Here is a 19,104-nt window from a genome sequence, read left to right as displayed (position 1 = left end):
CGGAATAGCCATGAAACACATTATTATCCTGGGCGACGGTATGGCTGACCACGCCGTCGCGCGATTGGGGGGCAAGACCCTGCTGCAATATGCTGACACTCCGTATATGAACAGGCTGGCATGCGAAGGGCGCACCGGTAGACTGATGACCATCCCCGACGGCTTTCTGCCGGGCTCTGAGGTCGCCAATACTGCTATCCTCGGCTATGACCTCAACAAGGTCTATGAGGGCCGAGGACCACTTGAAGCTGCCAGCATTGGCTACGACATGCAGCCCGACGACCTTGCCTTACGATGCAACATCATAGAGCTCGAGAATGGACGCATCAAAAACCACCACGGTGGACATCTCAAGACTGAGGAGGGCGACGTGCTCATCAAATATCTCAATGATAAACTCGGCAATGACCGCATACGCTTCATCACCGGTATACAATATCGTCATCTGCTTATCATCAAAGGCGGCAACAAGCACATCGTCTGCGCTCCACCGCACGATCACCCCAACGAGGAGTGGCGTCCATTGCTCGTCAAGTCTGAGGAGGGTTGGACCGATCGACACGATGGCGACCGAATGACGGCGCAAGAAACCGCTGATCTGGTCAATGACCTTATTCTCCACTCTCAGCAGTTGCTCATGGAGCATCCCTTCAACCAGGGCAGAGCAGAGAAAGCCAACAGCATCTGGCCGTGGAGCGGTGGATACCGCCCTTCGATGAAGACACTACAAGAACTCTTCCCACAGATCCACTCCGGTTCCTGCATCTCTGCTGTCGACCTCATCCGAGGCATCGGACACTATGCCGGACTCGACGTGGTGAAAGTGCCGGGAGCCACCGGACTCTCCGATACGAACTATGAAGGTAAGGCACAGGCTGCTATCGACGCGCTGCGTCATCAGGACTTCGTTTTTCTACATCTCGAAGCCAGTGATGAGGCTGGGCATGATGGTGATCTGGAACTGAAATTGCGCACCATCGACTATCTCGACCGACGCATCGTGAAACCCATCTTCGAAGAGGTGAGCACATGGAATGAACCCGTGTGCATTGCGGTGCTCCCCGACCATCCAACGCCCGTTGAGATCCGTACTCACGTCAAGGAGCCAGTACCTTTCCTCATTTGGTATCGTGGTATTGAGCCCGACAACGTACAAACCTACGATGAGGTGTCGTGTGTGGAAGGTGCCTACGGCATGCTCCACCTCAACGAGTTCATGGAAACATTTATGAGTATCGAATAAAATATAGATAAACATTTGAAATCAATCAAATTATGAAATACTATTCAACCAATCATAAAGCTCCCATGGCCACACTCCGTGAGGCTGTGGAGCACGGACTGGCTCCCGACCGCGGACTGTATATGCCCGAGACCATCAAGCACTTGCCCGAGTCATTTTTTGAGAACATCGACAAGCTCTCGTTTCAAGAGATTGCCTTGGAGGTAGCCCGCTGCTTCTTTGGTGACGACGTAGACGAAGACTCGCTGCGACAGATTGTCTTCGACACCTTGGCCTTCGATACTCCAGTGCATCAGGTCAAAGACGACATCTACAGCCTTGAGCTCTTCCACGGCCCCACTTTGGCTTTTAAGGATGTAGGTGCCCGCTTCATGGCCCGTTTGCTGCAATATTTCATCAAGAAAGACGAGAAGGCTACGGGCGTTCATCATGAGGTCAACGTGCTCGTGGCTACCTCTGGCGATACAGGATCGGCAGTGGCCAACGGCTTCCTCGGCATCGACGGCATCCACGTCTATGTTCTCTATCCCAAGGGAAAAGTCAGCAAAATCCAAGAGAGCCAGTTCACTACCCTCGGACGCAACATCACCGCACTGGAGGTCGACGGTGTCTTCGACGATTGTCAGGCGCTGGTAAAGAATGCGTTCATGGACAAGGAACTCAACGATCACATGAAGCTGACTTCTGCCAACTCCATCAATGTGGCGCGCTTCCTGCCCCAAGCTTTCTATTACTTCAATGCCTATGCACAGCTCAAGCGCATGGGACTTGTTGGACCAGGACGTAAGGATATGGTTGTCTGCGTTCCAAGTGGTAACTTTGGCAATATCACCGCAGGACTTTTCGGTGCCCGCATGGGACTGCCCGTGAAGCACTTCATCGCCGCCAACAACGCCAACGACATCTTCTATAACTATCTGCAGACGGGTGTCTACTCACCGCAGCCGAGCAAGCAGACGCTTGCCAATGCAATGGACGTCGGTGATCCAAGCAACTTTGCACGAATTCTCGATCTCTACAACAACGACTGGAAAGCTATCCGCAATGACATTTCGGGTGCTACCTATAGCGACGACGCCATTCGCAAAACTATGAAACAGTGCTACGACGAAACTGGTTATGTTCTTGATCCTCACGGTGCCTGTGGCTATCAAGCGCTTTCCGAGCAGTTGCAGCCCGGACAGGTTGGTATCTTCCTCGAGACCGCTCACCCTGCTAAATTCAAGGAGAAGGTTGACGCAATCGACAATGCCGACATTGCCATTCCTGAGCGACTCCAGGCTTTCATGCGCGGAAAGAAACAGAGTGTGGAGATGCCTAACAATTTCGAAGCATTTAAGAAATATCTTATGCAGATTTGAATCAGCAGATCAGAATGTTCAAGTCTGAGTCATACAGGCATGAATATGACTGACCTCATCATTTAATAAACAGCTTTTATTATGTTAAGTCAAAAAATGCAAGACGCGCTCAATGCGCAAATCAATGCCGAGTTCTGGTCAGCTTATCTCTATCTGTCTATGTCAGCTTTTGCTAACGCACAGGGCTACCCCGGCATGGCACACTGGTTCGAGGTGCAGTATCAGGAGGAGCTGGACCATGTGAAGATCTTCTTCGACTACATCCTGCAGCGTGATGGCCGCGTGATGCTCGACCCCATCCAGGGCGTACCCACAGAATGGACAAGTCCTCTCGACCTCTTCCAAAACACCCTCAAGCATGAGCAGACGGTGACAGGACTCATCAACAAACTCTACTCCACCTCACTTGAGGACAACGACTTCGCTACACAGAGCATGCTCAAATGGTTCATCGACGAGCAGGTCGAGGAAGAGGAAAATGCCAAGAACATCATCGATAGCTTGAAGATGATCGGTGACAACGGCTACGGCATTTATACGCTCGACAAAGATCTTTCCACACGTGTCTACACCCAGGCTGCTCCGCTTGCTGCCAAGAATGCATAAGCAACTCCGAGGGGGGGATGTCTACTCCCCAACGATAATCAAATACAATGATTGAAGAATAAGAAGAGATAGAAATCCGAAGATTCTTCGATGCGATTTAACTTATCACGAAGAAGCGGGGCCAAAGAGGCTCCGCTTCTTTAATATACTCGTTCTCATGTCCATAACGCTGTCCACACTCGACCGCCGAATCCTGCAACTGGCTTTGCCCTCGGTCATCAACAACATCACTATCCCACTCCTTGGTCTCTGTGACCTTGCCATCGTTGGACACATTGGCTCTGGTATTTATCTTGCAGCAATGTCAGTAGCCACAACTTTTTTCAATGTCACCTATTGGCTCTTCGGCTTTCTGCGCATGGGATCGAGTGGCCTTACAGCACAAGCACATGGTGCTGGCGACCGCAAAGCAATTTACGCATCGTTGCTTAGGGCTCTCGGTGTGGCCTTCAGCGTGGCGACCCTCATCCTGCTGCTGCAATATCCGCTTTGGAAGTTGGCACTATGGCTTATTTCTCCTTCTGCTGGTGTGGGAGCCATCGCCAATGTCTACTTCCGCATCGTCATTTGGGGTGCGCCCCCTACCCTGGCATTGATGTGTCTCAATGGCTGGTTCATAGGCATGCAAGACACACGCACGCCGATGTATGTGGCAATCTTTCAGAATGTTGTCAACGTCATCGTGTCATTATCTTTAGCCATAGGACTTGGCATGAAAATGCAGGGAGTGGCCTTTGGAACGCTTGTTGCCCAATGGACAGGACTCTTCGCCTCAGTCTATATGCTCCGCCGCCATGTGGTTCGCTTGGGTAGCATACATATCTCATGGATGGAACTTTTGCAGCGCACCGAATTGGCTCATTTCTTTTCGCTCAACCGCGACATCTTCCTTAGAACAGTCTGCCTCGTTGCTGTCAACTTTGGCTTCACAGCCTTCGGCGCCCGTCAAGGCGACACTGTGCTGGCAGCCAACACTTTGCTGATGACCTTCTTCACGCTGTTCAGCTATGTCATGGACGGCTTTGCCTTTGCCGGTGAAGCACTCTCGGGACATGCTTTGGGCGCCAATGACCGTCAGGGACTGCATGCGGTCACCCGACGGCTGATCCAATGGGGCACGGGACTATCCCTCACCGCCACTCTGCTCTATGTGCTCGGTGGTAAACTGTTGGTAGGCTTACTGAGCAGCGACCCTACGGTGGTATCTGTGGCTGACCACTTCCTGCCCTGGGCTTGCATGATACCACTTGCGGGCACTTTGGCATTTGTTTTGGATGGAATCTGCATTGGACTTACACTAACACGTCCGATGCTCTTGGCCAGTTTTGTCGCCTCTCTGCTGTTTTTTGTCGTGGCATGGGTATCATTTTCCCTCGCCCTTCCCGCTCGGGCTTGGACCAATCATCTGCTGTGGCTGGCCTTCATCCTCTATCTGTTGATACGAGGCGTTGTTCTCTACAGAACTCATAAAGTAATGCATTATCAATTTCAGAAATAACGTCTATGTATCTATGCAAACATCACAAAACCAAATTATCATATACGACGAAAGCCGCTGAAATACAGCGGCTTTCTTTCTGTTTATATATACTTTCGTGTGGTTTGCATAACCTTACCCGAAGTTGTCTGATATAGTGCCATAGGTGTCACCGATATGGCTCCCCGCGTCTATCACCCTTAAGTTTTGCGCAAGGTATTTCTCAGCTCCCTTATAGTCATCATTCAGCAAGGATAGCGTCATATAGTTTCTTTCTGATGGTATCTGCCTGCTTACGGGTCAGCTCCCCATCCCAGTCCATATTGTCATCCTTCTGTTCCCCATTAGGCATTCTTATCCCCAACTGTTTGGAGCGCATAGAAATTGCTTATCCGGCATCCCCCCTATGTAGAGGGGGGGGATGCTGTTGTTACTTTCTTAGCAGACTGAGCTTGACCTGCGGCTTGAGGGCCTCGGAAACCTTCTCGGTGTAGGCTCCCAACTTGACGGTGGCCTTGCCGAGGATATGCTCCACGTTGTCGCCCACCATGAAGGTGTAGTCACCGGCCTCGCCCTTCCACTGGCTGCCAGCCTCGTCGAAACTCGTCAGCAGACGACGCGGCACGCTCATCGTCAGCGTCTGACTCTCACCGGGCTTGAGCATACGCGTCTTGGCAAAGGTCTTGAGCTCCTTCACCGGCTTCTCCTCACCACCCTTGGGGGCTGTGACATATACTTGGGCCACCTGCTTGCCGGCACGCGAACCGGTGTTCTTCACGGTCACTTTCACCGTGACGCCCTGCTTGTCGGCTTTGGCTGAGAATCCCGACATAGAGAAGGTGGTATAGCTCAGGCCATAGCCGAAGGGATAGGCCACGGGCTTGCCGAAGGAGTCGAAATAGCGGTAGCCGACATAGATGTCCTCGTCGTGGTCGGTGTAGTTGACACCCTTGACACGATGGTCATAGAGCGCGTCGGTCAGACCGTAGTAGTCGGGCTGGCTGGGGAAGTTGGCCGTTGAGGGCACATCGGTGGCAGTTATCGGCCAGGTCATCGTCAGATGACCGGAGGGATTAGCCTTGCCCGTGAGCACGTCGGCGACAGCGTTGCCACCTTCCTCACCCGGCTGCCAGGCCACGAGGATGCCGTCGACAAGACTGCGCCAGGACGCCGTCTCCATCACCGATCCGGAGTTGATGACGACAATGACGGGCTTGCCCTGCTGATGGAAGACGCTGCTCACGCGGCTGATCATCTGCTTCTCCTGCTCGGTGAGGTTGAACTCGCCCTCGATGTTGCGGTCCATGCCCTCACCGGCCTGACGGCCAATGGTGATGATGGCAGCATCGGCCTCCGGAGCCTCATGCTCCACACAGCGCTGGGTGATGTCGATCTCGTCGAGCTTGGGCTGACCCTGGTCGAGGAACCACATCCACGGATTCTTGTCGGCCTTGAGCTTGGATTTGGCATAAGCCACATATTTAGTATAGATGTCGGTGAGCTGTGGTGTGGTGGAGACACCGGCGTTTTTCAGTCCGTCGACCATATCCACGACGTAGGGCACATTGACGCAGCCCGAGCCGAGACCGCCGCTCATGAAGTCGTAGCTGTTGACACCGAAGAGCGCCACCCGCTTGATGCCCTCCATGGGCAACACGGCTTTTCCATTAATGTCACCGTTCTTGAGCAGCACCATGCCCTCGGTGCTCGTCTGCCGGGTCACCTGAGCATGCGCCTTGAGATCGGGTTTGTTGCTGAAAGCGTATTTGCGGAAGCGTGGCGTCTTGACGATATATTCCAGCATACGGCGCACGTTGCGGTCCACATCCTTGATGTCGAGCTTGCCCTCCTTGACAGCCTTGACGATGTCCTCGGCTTGAGCAGGATACCCCGGCATGAGCAGATCGTTGCCTGCATGCACTTCCTCGGCAACGGGCAGGTCAGCGCGCTTGCCGATCCAGTCGGTCATGACGATGCCGTTGAAGCCCCAGTCATCGCGGAGCACCTTGGTGAGCAGGTCGTGGTTGCCCTGGGCATAGACGCCGTTGATCTTGTTGTAGGACGACATGATCGTCCACGGCTTTGCCTCGCGCACGGCCATCTCGAAGCCACGGAGATAGAGTTCGCGCAGGGCCCGTTGTGAGACACGCTCGTCGACACGCGTGCGGTCACTCTCCTGCGAGTTGACGGCGAAGTGCTTCATCGACACACCGACGCCCTGACTCTGTATGCCACGAACCATGGCGGTGCCGATCATTCCCGTGACTATGGGGTCCTCGCTGTAGTATTCGAAGTTGCGGCCACAGAGCGGATTGCGGTGGAGGTTCATGCCCGGACCGAGGATGACGTCGCAGCCATACTCCAGGGTTTCGTTGCCCTCACAGCGCCCCACCTGCTCCACGAGGTCGGTATTCCACGTACAAGCCAGACAGGTGCCCACGGGGAAGCCGGTAGCAAAGAAAGTCTGTGTGGTGCCCTGACGGTGAGCATCGATGTGCACGCCCGCAGGACCGTCGCAGACCACTGTGGCGAGTATGCCCAGCCGCGGGATGGCCACGGTGATACCGGCTGCTCCGGCTACTAATTTCTTTTGATGGCCGAGCATGGAGCCCGATCCGACAAAGCCGTCGTTGCCACCGCCGACAAGCATCTGAGCCTTCTCCTCCAAGGTCATCGCCTGGAGCACCTGGTCGATGTTATGGGCATTGAGTTGCGGAGCCTGAGCCGAAGCCGCACTCGCCATGCAAAGCGACAACACCATTGTAGATAGTTTTTTATTCATAATGTATTAATAATGATGTATAATAATATAATGTGTGTTGATTAATGCAATTTCTTGAACTGACGGATCACGCCGCTGATGACGCTGAGCGTGGAGCTGTCGCAGTCGAAGACCGAGTTGAGTCCCTGTTGCTCCTGTGCCGGATCGTTGGTATAGGGATCACCGACCTGCCACTGCTCATGGCGCGGACGGGCCTCCCCACCCCATCCCCAGAAGTTGCAGCCGGCGAAACGTCCGCCTTGGCGCGCATTGTCGGCCACAAGCTGGAAGACATATTTATAATAGGTGTCACGGCCCTTTGTGGGAGAGCCCGGACGGAAGCTCATGCCGTCGCGGGGATAGCCAAACTCCTCCATGACGAGGGGCTTGCCCAGGCGCTGACAGATGGCAAGATGGCGCGAGATATAGTCCTTGGTGTTGGCGCATGCGCGCGGCAGATTCTCCACGAGCGAGTCAGCCTTGGACCACCCCCAGTTGTAGGGCCACAGATGGACATTGCAGTAGTCGACATTCTTGTCGGCACAGATGCGCTCATAGCAGCCGTAGTCGCCCTCGCACCCCCATGCACCCTCACTGCCAATGGAGATAAGATGATGCTTGTCGATGCTGCGGATGAGGGCTGAGGTCTCGCTGAGCCACCGTTCAAAGGCAGGGAGAGCCTCCTTGGAGAAGGCACGCGGCTCGTTGCCAATCTGCCACGACATGATGGCAGGGTCATCGACATAGCGTTTATGGGTGTAGCGGTTGGTGCGGCCGAGGATGAAGCGCACATAGTCGTAGAAGAGCTGATGGGCTTTCTCGTTGCCGGCAAACTGCTCCACAAAGTTCATAAAAGCAGGATAGCCGGCTTCGTTGGGGCGCGGCGCCTTGCCGAGTCCGGCCTGTTCGAGATAGTAGCCGTAGCCACCACTCCATTCCCACGAGTTGTTGAGATAGAGCACAGCCACCATCTTGCGCTTGCCCATCTGCTGAAGCAGATAGTCGAGGCCGGCGAGGATGGTGTCGTTGTACACGCCCGGTGCTTCCTGCAGCGTCGGCTCCACCTTGGTCTTCACGCCACGGTGCCCGTCAGACCCCACGAGGATGCGCAGATTGTCGATGCCCGCAGCCTTCAACCGGTCGAGCTCACGACAGAGGCGCGCACGGTCACCGCCCTGCCCCGTAGAACCAAGAATGGCTCCATACCATAGATTGGTACCTACATAATAATAAGGTTTGCCGCCACGCCAAAACTTGCCGTCGTGGCACTGCACATATTGGGCTTGAGCCGCAAGGGGTAAGAACAATAGCATGATGAGTGCTGAGAATAGATGTCGTAATGTTGATTTCATGATGTTGTTATCAGGTCTGATTTTATTATCTATATTGCAAAGATACTGCAAAACATTGAAAGTCCGTTGCACTATCTTTGCAAATAATAGTATTTTGTTTGCAACTATAATCCTCATAGCGGCTCTCCCTGATCATCTCATAGTTTCTTTTCATTCTTTTTTTCTCGAATTAGTGCTATTTTAACGAATATTCATTGAGAAAACTCAATTTTTATTGCTATCTTTGTGCAAAAGAATAGACCAAAGACAAAGACAAAGACTGAAATGAACAAGATCCTTAAGAAAACACAATTCTCGGAAAAGGTGTTCTGCCTGGAGGTAGAGGCACCGCTCATCGCGCGCAGCTGCCGCCCCGGGCACTTCATCATCGTGCGCGTGGATAAGGACAGCGAGCGTGTGCCCTACACCATCGCAAAGTCCGACCCCGAAAGGGGTACGCTCACTCTCGTGGTGCAAGAGGTGGGACTGTCCTCTACCAAGCTCTGTCAGCTCAATGTAGGCGATGAGGTGCAGGACATCGTAGGACCCTTGGGCAATGCGTCAAAGATAGAGAAATACGGTACCGTGGTGTGTGCCGGAGGCGGCATTGGCATCGCAGCCATCCTCCCGATCCTCACCGCGCTCAAGCAAGCCGGCAACCGCGTCATCTCAGTGCTCGCCGGACGTACGAAGAATCTTGTCATCATGGTCGATGACGTCAAGAAATACAGTGATGAGGTCATCATCATGACCGACGACGGATCTTACGGCGAGAAAGGCGTAGTCACCGTCGGCGTGGAAGAGGTCATCAAGCGCGAGCATGTCGACAAGGTGCTCGCCATCGGTCCCCCCGTGATGATGAAATTCACCTCGCTGCTGGCTCATAAATATGGTATACCCAACGATGTATCGCTCAACACCATCATGGTCGACGGTACCGGTATGTGCGGAGCATGCCGACTGACTATCGGCGGAAAGACGAAGTTTGTGTGTATTGACGGCCCTGAGTTCGACGGAGATCTCGTCGACTGGGATGAGATGATGAAGCGAATGGGGACCTTCAAAGGCGTGGAAAAAGAGGAGATGGAACACTATGAGCAACACCTCCACCACGGCGATGAAACGAAAACCTGTGGGGCTTGCAACACGGCTGAAACGGTAGCAACCTCGCCCAACGACGGAAAGGAACCCGTGGAAAGCCTCGTTGACCGCAACGCCCCTTGGCGTGAGGAACTAAGGAAAAAAATGACAGCTAAGGAGCGCAAGCAAATCGTGCGCGTGAAAATGCCCGAACTCGACCCCGCCTACCGCGCCACCACACGCACCGAGGAGGTCAACAAAGGACTGACGCTCGACATGGCCATGGGTGAGGCCCGCCGCTGTCTCGACTGCGGTAAGCCCAGCTGCGTCGAGGGTTGTCCGGTGAACATCAACATTCCGTCGTTTATCAAGAATATCGAGCGCGGACACGTCCTCGATGCTGCCCGCGTGCTGAAGATGACCTCTGCCCTGCCCGCCGTCTGCGGCCGCGTATGCCCTCAGGAAAAGCAGTGCGAGAGTCAGTGCATCCACTTGAAGATGAAAGAGCCTGCCGTGGCCATCGGATATCTCGAGCGCTTCGCCGCTGACTATGAGCGCGAGAGCGGACGTGGCGTGCTGCCGGAGGTGGCTCCGTCGAATGGCATCAAGGTGGCCGTCGTTGGCTCGGGACCGTCGGGACTGAGCTTTGCCGGCGATATGGTGAAGAAAGGCTACGAGGTCTATGTCTTCGAGGCTCTCCACGAAATCGGCGGTGTGCTGAAATATGGTATTCCCGAATTCCGACTGCCCAACCGCATCGTAGACGTGGAAATCGACAACCTGCGCAAGATGGGAGTTCATTTCCAAACCGACTGCATCGTGGGCAAGACCATCACCGTGAAGGACTTGGAGGACAAGGGCTTCCGCGGCATATTCGTCGGATCAGGTGCCGGACTGCCCAACTTTATGGACATCCCCGGTGAGAACTACATCAACGTGATGTCGAGCAATGAATACCTCACCCGCGTCAACCTCATGGATGCGGCCAACCCCGATACTGATACTCCTATTAATATTGGTAAGAAGGTGATTGTTGTTGGTGGCGGCAACACGGCTATGGACTCCTGCCGCACGGCTAAGCGCCTGGGGGCTGACGTGACCCTCGTCTACCGTCGTTCTGAAACTGAGATGCCCGCACGACTCGAAGAGGTGAAGCACGCGAAGGAAGAGGGCATACACTTCCTCACGCTCCACAATCCAAAGGAATATCTCGCTGACGACAACGGACGTGTGCGCGCCGCTGTGCTCGACGTCATGGAGCTCGGAGAGCCCGATGCCAGTGGCCGCCGTCGCCCGGTAGCTACGGGTAGGACTGAGACCCTCGAATGCGACCAGGTCATCGTGGCCATCGGTGTGTCGCCCAACCCACTGGTGCCAAAGAGCATCCAAGGATTGGAACTCGGACGCAAAAATACAATCGTGGTCAACGACGAAATGAGGTCGAGTCAACCCGACATCTACGCCGGAGGAGACATCGTACGCGGCGGTGCTACGGTCATACTGGCCATGGGTGACGGACGACGTGCCGCTGCCAACATGGACAAGCATCTGAAAGAAGCTAAATAGATATTCTGTTTTAATATGAAGAAAATACAGGCATGGATCCTCACGGCACTGCTCTTCGTAGCTGTGCCCGCGGGGGCTCAGAAACGAAACGCTGCGGTGAAAGGAAAGGCTGCCGCTGCGATGAGGAACAACGGAAATGGCGGAAGGCTACTCTTCAACACGCTGCTCCCCGCCACGGCGAAAGTGATGGTCATCGACAGCGTGGTCGTTGGTAAAAACGACTTCCTCAGACATATTCCTCTCAACGAAGAGGCGGGGAAACTATCCGTAAAAAGAAAAATCGGAAACAACGTATTGGCTCAATACGAAACCGAACTGGGCGACCGACGATTCTATGCCGTGGGCGACAGCACTTCCACTGCGCTATACATGCAGACCAAGGTAGGCGGAGAATGGAGCCAGCAGTCGTCTCTTGCCGACATCAGCGACGAGGACTATCACTACCAAAACTTTCCCTTCCTCTGCGCCGACGGTGTCACGCTCTTCTTCTCGGCAACAGGACCAAACACCATAGGCGGAAGAGACATCTTCATGACTTCATACGACAGCGACAAGGATGAGTGGCTACAACCGCAAAACTACGGACTGCCCTTCAACTCCACGGCCAACGACTATCTCTTGGCTATCGATGACCTCGACACGCTCGGATGGCTTGTCACCGACAGACATCAGCATGCCGACAGCGTGTGTATCTACACCTTTGTACCCACTCAGGTGAGAAAAAACTTCACCGCTGACAACCTCTCTGCAACACAACTGGAGCACTTCGCACAAATACACAGCATCGCCGATACATGGGCCTTCGGCGACCGGAATGCTGCACTGAGAAGGCGCGACGCGATGATGGCACGCGCGACAACCACCACAAAACAAAACCGAACCGCGTTTGTCCTCAACGACAACACGGTTATCACCGATGAAAAACAACTCAACTCTCCTTTGGCACGCAACCTCTTCCGGCAATGGGTGGAGCTCTGCACTATGATCGACAACACACGAAAAAGCCTCGACGAGAAACGCAACCTCTACGCTCGAGGACAACGTGAGCTCAAACAGAATATCCTCGAAAAGGAAAACAGCTTGAGACAGCAGTTGACTGACCTGCACAATGTGGCTAAAAAAATCAGAATGGCTGAAATAAAAAACAATCAGTAGCTTAAAATAACTTATGATAAAAAATACAAACTGATAGCAGTAAACGTTACTGGTAAATTGTAAATGTAAACTGGCAGCAGTTAGTAGACAGTCGTTACTGTATCTTTAAACCCTTAACAACCATGACAAAGACAATATTTCCTGACTCTGAGCTCGTCATCAACTCCGACGGCTCTATCTTTCATCTCCATCTCAAACCCGAGCAGCTCGCCGAAAAAGTGATCCTCGTAGGCGATCCTGGACGTGTCAATCTCGTCGCCTCTCATTTCGATACAAAAGAGTGTGAAACCAGCAATCGTGAATTCCACACCATCACTGGCAACTATAAAGGAAAACGAATCACTGCACTGAGCACCGGCATCGGATGTGACAACATTGACATTGTCATGAATGAACTGGACGCGCTCGCAAACATTGACTTCTCTTCACGTACAGAAAAATCCGCACACCGAACGCTGACACTCGTCAGAGTGGGAACATGTGGCGGCTTGCAGCCAAACACTCCGACGGGAACCTACATCGCCAGCGTGAAAAGCATCGGATTCGACGGATTGCTCAACTTCTATGCCGGTCGCGACGAGGCTTCTGACCTACAACTCGAAAAGGCTTTCAAAGAGCATGTCGGATGGGACCTGAAAATGGGAAACCCATATGTGGCTACTGCTGATCCGCAGCTAATCAATACTATCGCTGCCAACGACATGGTGAAGGGCATCACCATCGCATGTGGTGGCTTCTTTGGCCCACAGGGACGACGCCTTCGCTTGCCTCTGATGGTACCAGACCTTAATGAGAAAATTGAGAGTTTTGAATATAATGGCTTGAAAGTTAATAACTTCGAAATGGAATCCTCTGCCCTCGCCGGACTCGCTACCCTCATGGGGCACAAGGCGATGACCTGCTGTATGGTGATAGCCAACCGAAGGGCTAAGAAGATGGAGACAAACTATAAGGGCGATATTGATGGACTCATCACTTTGGTCCTCGATAGAATTTAACAAAATATATGCAGAATTCCTATTCAGATACTATTTGCGCACTTGCAACTCCTACCAGTGGGGCTATTGCGGTGGTTCGTGTCAGCGGACCACAGGCTTTGGCCATCACCGCAAAGATTTTTCATCCGGCGTCACACAATTCCTTGATCGACGCTAAAGCCAACAGCCTACATTATGGCACAATCCTGCCCTTGTCTGACTCTCATCCTGATTCTGAGAAAAGCAATCTGGACGAGAAAAATCAGGACGTTATCGACGATGTGGTTGTCTCCGTCTGGAGGGCTCCGCATTCTTATACCGGAGAGGATGCCGTAGAAATCAGCTGCCACGGCAGCGCATATATTGTACGGAATATTTTGCAGGAACTCATCCGTTCAGGATGCCGCCAGGCTCGAAGAGGAGAGTTTACATTACGCGCTTTTCTCAATGGAAAGATGGATTTGAGCCAGGCTGAGGCTGTCGCTGACCTTATAGCCGCTGACAACAAAGCATCGCACGATATGGCCATGAGCCAGTTGAAAGGACATTTCAGTTCTGAACTCGCAAGACTTCGCGAACAGCTTCTGAAACTCACTTCCTTACTGGAACTGGAACTCGACTTCTCGGACCATGAAGATCTCGAATTTGCTGACCGGAAGAAACTTTATGACCTTGCGCAAAAAATTAACAATAAAATCGCGACCCTGGCCAAAAGTTTTGAGACGGGACAAGCCTTGAAAAAGGGGATTCCCGTGGCTATTGTTGGAAAGACAAACGTCGGTAAGTCCACATTGCTCAATCAACTGCTGAATGAAGACAAAGCGATTGTCAGTGATATTGATGGCACTACACGCGACACAATTGATGGCACCATAGACATCAATGGCGTTACCTTCCGATTCATTGATACTGCCGGAATCCGGCAGACTGATGATAAAGTCGAAAAAATAGGAATCAAACGGGCGTATGAGCAGATCAACAAGGCCACTGTCATCCTTTGGGTGATAGACTCACGGCCATCTGAGGATGAAATAAAAGACTTATCTTTACATCTTGGTTATGATGTCCGTCTGCACTCTGCTGAGAATGCTTCAGACAAAGCCCTCATCGTGGTCCACAACAAAGCCGATCTCTCTCCTACTCCACTCTTCGAAGGTGAGGTCGCTATTAGCGCAAAGAAAGGCTCCCATATCAGCCTTCTCAAAGAGGTTATCTTTGAAAAAGCGAAGATTCCCGACATTTCCGAAGATACGGTTATTGTCTCCAACACCCGGCACTATGAAGCCCTGCTCCGCGCTCACGCCGATATCACTCGTGTCATAGAAGGTATGTCCACTGGCCTCAGCTCTGACCTCGTCGCCGAAGATCTCCGCCAATGTCTTGACAACCTTGCTGAAATCACGGGCGGAAAAATAACAACCGAAGAGACGCTTGGCAACATCTTCCAGCACTTCTGCATCGGAAAGTGAAACCCCATTTTTACGACTTTACCAACTTCAACCAATTTGAAGCAACTTAGACTAAACCGCTGATTTTCAGCGGTTTTTTCATGCACCTACTTTTTAACACTTTCCGAGTTGGTCCAAATTGGTCCCAGTTATTTTAGTTATCTTTGTACCGCGGTTGTACCAACGCCCTCTAATACGCGCCATACAAAATTGTGGAAGCGACATTGAAAGGACAAAGTTGTGGAAGCCGCAAAAATGCCGTATCACGCGGAATGACATCGAAGGCACAAAGTTGTGGATGCCTGTGGATGCGTGTTGTTGGCTGTAGAAGAATTGTAAACTAAAATTTGACTAATCATGGACATTGAACGAAGATGTAGCTGGTGTGGAAAGCCATTCATTGCGCACAACTTTGGTACACGTTATTGTAGCCCAAGTTGCAGGCGTGACGCTAAGAGGTCAAATGCCAAAAAGGTGAATGCAGTCGGGGAAACGACGAAATGTCAAGTGCCGGAAATTGGTTTGATAGGCAACAAGCCATTTCTGTCACCCAAAGATGTTGCTATATTGCTCGGGACGACATCGACATCCGTCTACAGGTATATTTACCAAGGTATCATTAAGGCTGTGAAATTGAGTGAGAACAGGATTGTGATACGCCGATCTGACCTTGATTCTCTTTTCGACAATGCTCCCACTTTTAAGAAAAAGAAGTACGGGCGTAAGACCGAAAGTGAATATTACACAATGAGGGAGATAATTGAGAAGTTTGGTATCTCACGCAAGGCAGTAAGAACGCGGATTAATAAATATAATATTCCTATTGTTTTTGAGGGAAGAAACTCTTTCTTCCCAAAGAAGGTTGTGAATGAAAAGTTCGCTGCACTGACGGAAACCGTTTCTGACAGTGATTACTACACTATCCCACAAATCATGGAGAAGTTCGGCATGTCCCATTCTGCCGTGTTGAACTATGTCAAACGTCACAACATATCCAGAAGGACCATTCTACGGAAGGTCTATTACAGCAGGGAGGAGATAGACAAACTCAAAGACCCGCTCAAAGATGAGAAGTACTATACATATCCTCAACTTAAGCAAATCTATGGCTTGTCAAAGGATCAGATAAGCTACTATACCCGTGCCTACCACTTGACGACGGCCAAGGAGGGAAAGTTTACTCTGATTGCTAAGGACGAGTTCGATGCGATCATGCGGCACCGCGGAAATGATGGGCGCATAGAGAAGAACGATTCTATTGAGGACGCCACCATCGATGCCCTGCTGAAGCGCAAGGAGGAAGAAAGACAGGCACGCATCCCCGAAGGATATGTGTCCATCGAGCAGATCGCCGACAAGTATGCCATGACGGTGAAGCATGTGCAGAATATTACACGCGCCATGAACATCAAGGAGAAAAAGTCCATCGGCGGCTACAACTACTTCCCCTCCGAGGTCATCGAGAAGGCCTTTGCCAAATATGAGGCCAAACCTTGGGTGAAGCTTTGGATAAGTGCCAAGGACATGGAGGAACTCTATATGATGACCCCTGAGGCCAGGCGCAGCTTTGCCTACCGCCATAAGATTCCAACCAAACAGGTCAAGGGGAAAGTGTTCTACTCGAAGGAGGACATAGACAAGGTGAAAAGCGATGATTTCGAGAGCCGTGACAAGTACTATTCTGTGGAGCAAATCATGAAGAAATATGGTGTGACACGCACCACGGTGTACAATACGGTGAAGTATTACAAGGTCGGAAAAGTGCACAAAGCGCAGTTCTCGTACTTTAACAAAGGCGATATTGACAGGATTTTTAAGGAAAAAAGAGGAAAAAGCTAATTTAATGACTGCTGACACGCGTCACCGTTTGGTCAGTGTGCCCGGAATTCAGAACTTTGCACACCAAAAACAAATGATAGCAATTCAAAGAAAATAATAACAACTTAAAACAATTAGACTATGCAGTACTGTAAAAATGTAACCCTTCGCGAGCGCAAGCTTGCCCATGACAAGATTTCTCTTTACCTGGATTATTATCCCGGAGTCCGTGACAAGGTAACGATGAAAATTATCCGCCGTGAGTATCTTGGCATTTACATCTATGCCAATCCCAAGAACAAGATGGAGCGTGCCTTCAACAGACGCATGCGCGAGAAGGCTGAGATGATCCGCTGCCAGCGGTATGAGAGCGTGGTCAGCGAGCGTTACGACCTCTTCGACCAGACGACGAGCAAGCGTGACTTCCTCGCCTACTTCAAGCGCATACTTATGAACAAGAACGAAAAGTGGGACTTCGTTTACAAGCACTTTGAGCGGTTCGTCGATGGACACTGCACGTGCGGCGAGGTGGACCTTGACCTATGCCGCCGCTTCCGTGAGTACCTACTCAATGCGAAAAACATGCGGACGGGAAAACCCATCAACCAGAACTCTGCGGCAGGCTACTGGTCTACGTTCCGTGCCCTTCTCAACGTGGCGTACAGCGAACGCATGATCCAGAATAATCCCAACGACTTCCTTGAGCGCATCGAGTCGGTGCCGACCCATAAGGACTCGCTGACACTGTCCGAGTTGCAGACGCTCAGCCAGACACCGTGCGAGCAGGAGATCATCCGTCGTGCTTCTCTCTTTTCGTGCCTGACGGGACTGAGACGCAGCGACATCATCAAGCTCGATTGGGATGAGGTCTGCGAGTATGCCGACGGCGGTCTCTACCTCGACTTCATCAGCAAGAAGACTCAGCAGCGCAATTACGTGCCCATCAGCAACGAGACGTTCCAGCTGATCAAGCCACGCTCTAAGGGCAAGGTGTTCCCCGGACTCACCATAGAAATGTTCAACCATCCACTGAAGAAATGGATCAAGAGCTCCGGCATCACCAAGCACATCACGTTCCACTCCTTCCGCCATACCTATGCATCGTTGCAGATAGAGCTCGGCACCGACCTTTACACCGTGCAGCACCTGCTCGCCCACAAGGATGTTGGCACTACGCAACGCTATGCCCGCCACGCCGACCCTAAGAGTCGCGAGGCTGCAGACAAGATTTCGCTCAATATTCTACATCAGGATGCAAATGTAAAGACTTCCGATGATAAAGAGAAGAATCAAAACGAAAACTCATAGGTTACAACTAATGTGCATGAATATGCAAAGTGCTTACTATCAGAGGCAATTATGTTCAACGTTTGCACAAAAAGTCATTAACTTGCCAATATAGTATATATGCACATTTAAAAATTTTTATTAACTTTGCCGCCGTTGGTCTTGCGACTATTCATATCACTCAAATATATATAAGTTACATGAACAACAAAGTTAAATTTTTCCTTACAGTGGCGGTTTCGTTGCTGTTGTTAACCACCTTTGTCATGGGCAACAGTCTTGTTGCCCACGACTACCTCCACGGCAGAGGCGGTGCCGCAACCTTGGCAGTACGTTGGGCTGTCGTCATAGCAATACCACTGGCTATGATATCCGGCTACCTTATTGCCCGCCACCGTTTCTTCATTTGGAGCAATTTCCACGGTACTTCCTGCGAAGACAAGGCTCCCCCACAGCCTTCCGAGCCTCGCAAGTCGAGGGACGAGCTCCGCATGGAGTACAAGCAGAAGCGCAAGCAGCACAAGGCGGACAGACGTGAGGCCATCAAGGAATACATCGACATCGTCATGGTTCCATTTCTTGATGATGACAAGTCCTTGGATATGCTCTTCGAGAACATTCGGCATTGGAATCTTTCGGATGACGAGCAATTCATGCCTGTCCCACTTAATCCTAGTCACCGGCTTTCATCTTTCGACATCCGCCATTTCGTATGGAATATCGGCGAACGTCTGGGCTGGAGCGGTGTCAAACGCGCGGAGTTTGCCAAGTATTGCTTCCCGGTCGCCATGAAGGACCTGGAAGTGGAGACCATCCGAAGAACCTTGAAACAGTCTCCCGAGAACCAGTTCACCATCAAAATCGATGAACCGGGGCCCAAGGGGGATTGTCCGTGGCGGACGGATGCCGCTGCCTAACCAAAGAACTTGATATGATAGCGTGCTAAAACTATTTTTTTTGCTTACCTTTGCGGTCATGGAACAAGAAAAGATAG

General features: G+C 51.7%; 13 protein-coding genes and 1 pseudogene. 12 read left to right on the top strand and 2 right to left on the bottom strand.

Going from position 1 to position 19,104, the window contains the following annotated elements:
- Nucleotides 1-10: 10 nt before the first annotated feature.
- The 4 genes from NG346_RS11630 (at nucleotide 11) to NG346_RS11615 (ending at nucleotide 4,708) form a co-directional block, all read left to right on the top strand.
- On the top strand, nucleotides 11-1,243 hold the full coding sequence (locus tag NG346_RS11630; protein WP_262280082.1) for a cofactor-independent phosphoglycerate mutase: 1,233 nt from the start codon (nucleotides 11-13) through the stop codon (nucleotides 1,241-1,243).
- 32 nt (nucleotides 1,244-1,275) lie between these two features.
- Nucleotides 1,276-2,604 carry a threonine synthase gene (thrC, locus tag NG346_RS11625; protein WP_262280081.1) on the top strand — a complete coding sequence of 443 codons (1,329 nt, stop codon included), beginning with the start codon at nucleotides 1,276-1,278 and terminating at the stop codon, nucleotides 2,602-2,604.
- Nucleotides 2,605-2,685: 81 nt separating this feature from the next.
- Complete coding sequence (locus NG346_RS11620) at nucleotides 2,686-3,210, top strand: ferritin (RefSeq protein ID WP_262280080.1); 525 nt, start codon at nucleotides 2,686-2,688, stop codon at nucleotides 3,208-3,210.
- 157 nt (nucleotides 3,211-3,367) lie between these two features.
- On the top strand, nucleotides 3,368-4,708 hold the full coding sequence (locus NG346_RS11615) for an MATE family efflux transporter (RefSeq protein WP_262280079.1): 1,341 nt from the start codon (nucleotides 3,368-3,370) through the stop codon (nucleotides 4,706-4,708).
- Nucleotides 4,709-5,117: 409 nt separating this feature from the next.
- On the opposite strand, the gene NG346_RS11610 is transcribed toward NG346_RS11615, so the two are convergent.
- Together NG346_RS11610 and NG346_RS11605 are read right to left on the bottom strand one after the other, a co-directional pair.
- Entirely contained in the window at nucleotides 5,118-7,469 is a 2,352-nt protein-coding gene (locus NG346_RS11610) for a glycoside hydrolase family 3 C-terminal domain-containing protein (protein WP_262288759.1), read from the bottom strand.
- 41 nt (nucleotides 7,470-7,510) lie between these two features.
- Nucleotides 7,511-8,800, bottom strand: a complete 1,290-nt coding sequence (locus NG346_RS11605; protein WP_262280077.1) for a glycoside hydrolase 5 family protein — start codon at nucleotides 8,798-8,800, stop codon at nucleotides 7,511-7,513.
- A 264-nt stretch (nucleotides 8,801-9,064) separates the two neighbouring features.
- Here NG346_RS11605 and NG346_RS11600 point away from each other — a divergent pair, with 264 nt between their 5' ends.
- The 8 genes and pseudogenes from NG346_RS11600 to NG346_RS11570 all read left to right on the top strand — a co-directional run bounded on the left by NG346_RS11600 (nucleotide 9,065) and on the right by NG346_RS11570 (nucleotide 19,027).
- On the top strand, nucleotides 9,065-11,425 hold the full coding sequence (locus tag NG346_RS11600; protein WP_262280076.1) for a bifunctional dihydroorotate dehydrogenase B NAD binding subunit/NADPH-dependent glutamate synthase: 2,361 nt from the start codon (nucleotides 9,065-9,067) through the stop codon (nucleotides 11,423-11,425).
- 15 nt (nucleotides 11,426-11,440) lie between these two features.
- Nucleotides 11,441-12,580 (top strand): hypothetical protein, encoded by a 1,140-nt coding sequence (locus tag NG346_RS11595; protein ID WP_262280075.1) that lies wholly within the window; start codon nucleotides 11,441-11,443, stop codon nucleotides 12,578-12,580.
- A 122-nt stretch (nucleotides 12,581-12,702) separates the two neighbouring features.
- Complete coding sequence (locus NG346_RS11590) at nucleotides 12,703-13,578, top strand: nucleoside phosphorylase (RefSeq protein WP_262280074.1); 876 nt, start codon at nucleotides 12,703-12,705, stop codon at nucleotides 13,576-13,578.
- A gap of 8 nt (nucleotides 13,579-13,586) precedes the next feature.
- A complete protein-coding gene (gene mnmE, locus NG346_RS11585) occupies nucleotides 13,587-15,026 on the top strand; it encodes a tRNA uridine-5-carboxymethylaminomethyl(34) synthesis GTPase MnmE (protein WP_262280073.1) in 1,440 nt (479 codons plus the stop codon).
- A gap of 336 nt (nucleotides 15,027-15,362) precedes the next feature.
- Nucleotides 15,363-15,680, top strand: a pseudogene (locus NG346_RS14645) (helix-turn-helix domain-containing protein); the annotation flags it as partial.
- A 189-nt stretch (nucleotides 15,681-15,869) separates the two neighbouring features.
- The gene (locus NG346_RS11580) at nucleotides 15,870-16,844 is read left to right on the top strand and encodes a hypothetical protein (RefSeq protein ID WP_262280072.1); all 975 of its coding nucleotides are present in this window, start codon (nucleotides 15,870-15,872) and stop codon (nucleotides 16,842-16,844) included.
- 120 nt (nucleotides 16,845-16,964) lie between these two features.
- Nucleotides 16,965-18,131, top strand: a complete 1,167-nt coding sequence (locus NG346_RS11575) for a tyrosine-type recombinase/integrase (RefSeq protein WP_262280071.1) — start codon at nucleotides 16,965-16,967, stop codon at nucleotides 18,129-18,131.
- A 179-nt stretch (nucleotides 18,132-18,310) separates the two neighbouring features.
- Nucleotides 18,311-19,027: a hypothetical protein gene (locus tag NG346_RS11570; protein ID WP_262280070.1), complete on the top strand. Its 717-nt coding sequence runs from the start codon at nucleotides 18,311-18,313 to the stop codon at nucleotides 19,025-19,027.
- Nucleotides 19,028-19,104 lie beyond the last annotated feature (77 nt).

This window comes from Hallella absiana, assembly GCF_025457485.1.
GTDB lineage: Bacteria > Bacteroidota > Bacteroidia > Bacteroidales > Bacteroidaceae > Prevotella > Prevotella absiana.
Note: the sequence above shows the minus strand (reverse complement) of the source record. Positions and strands in the feature narration are given on the sequence as shown.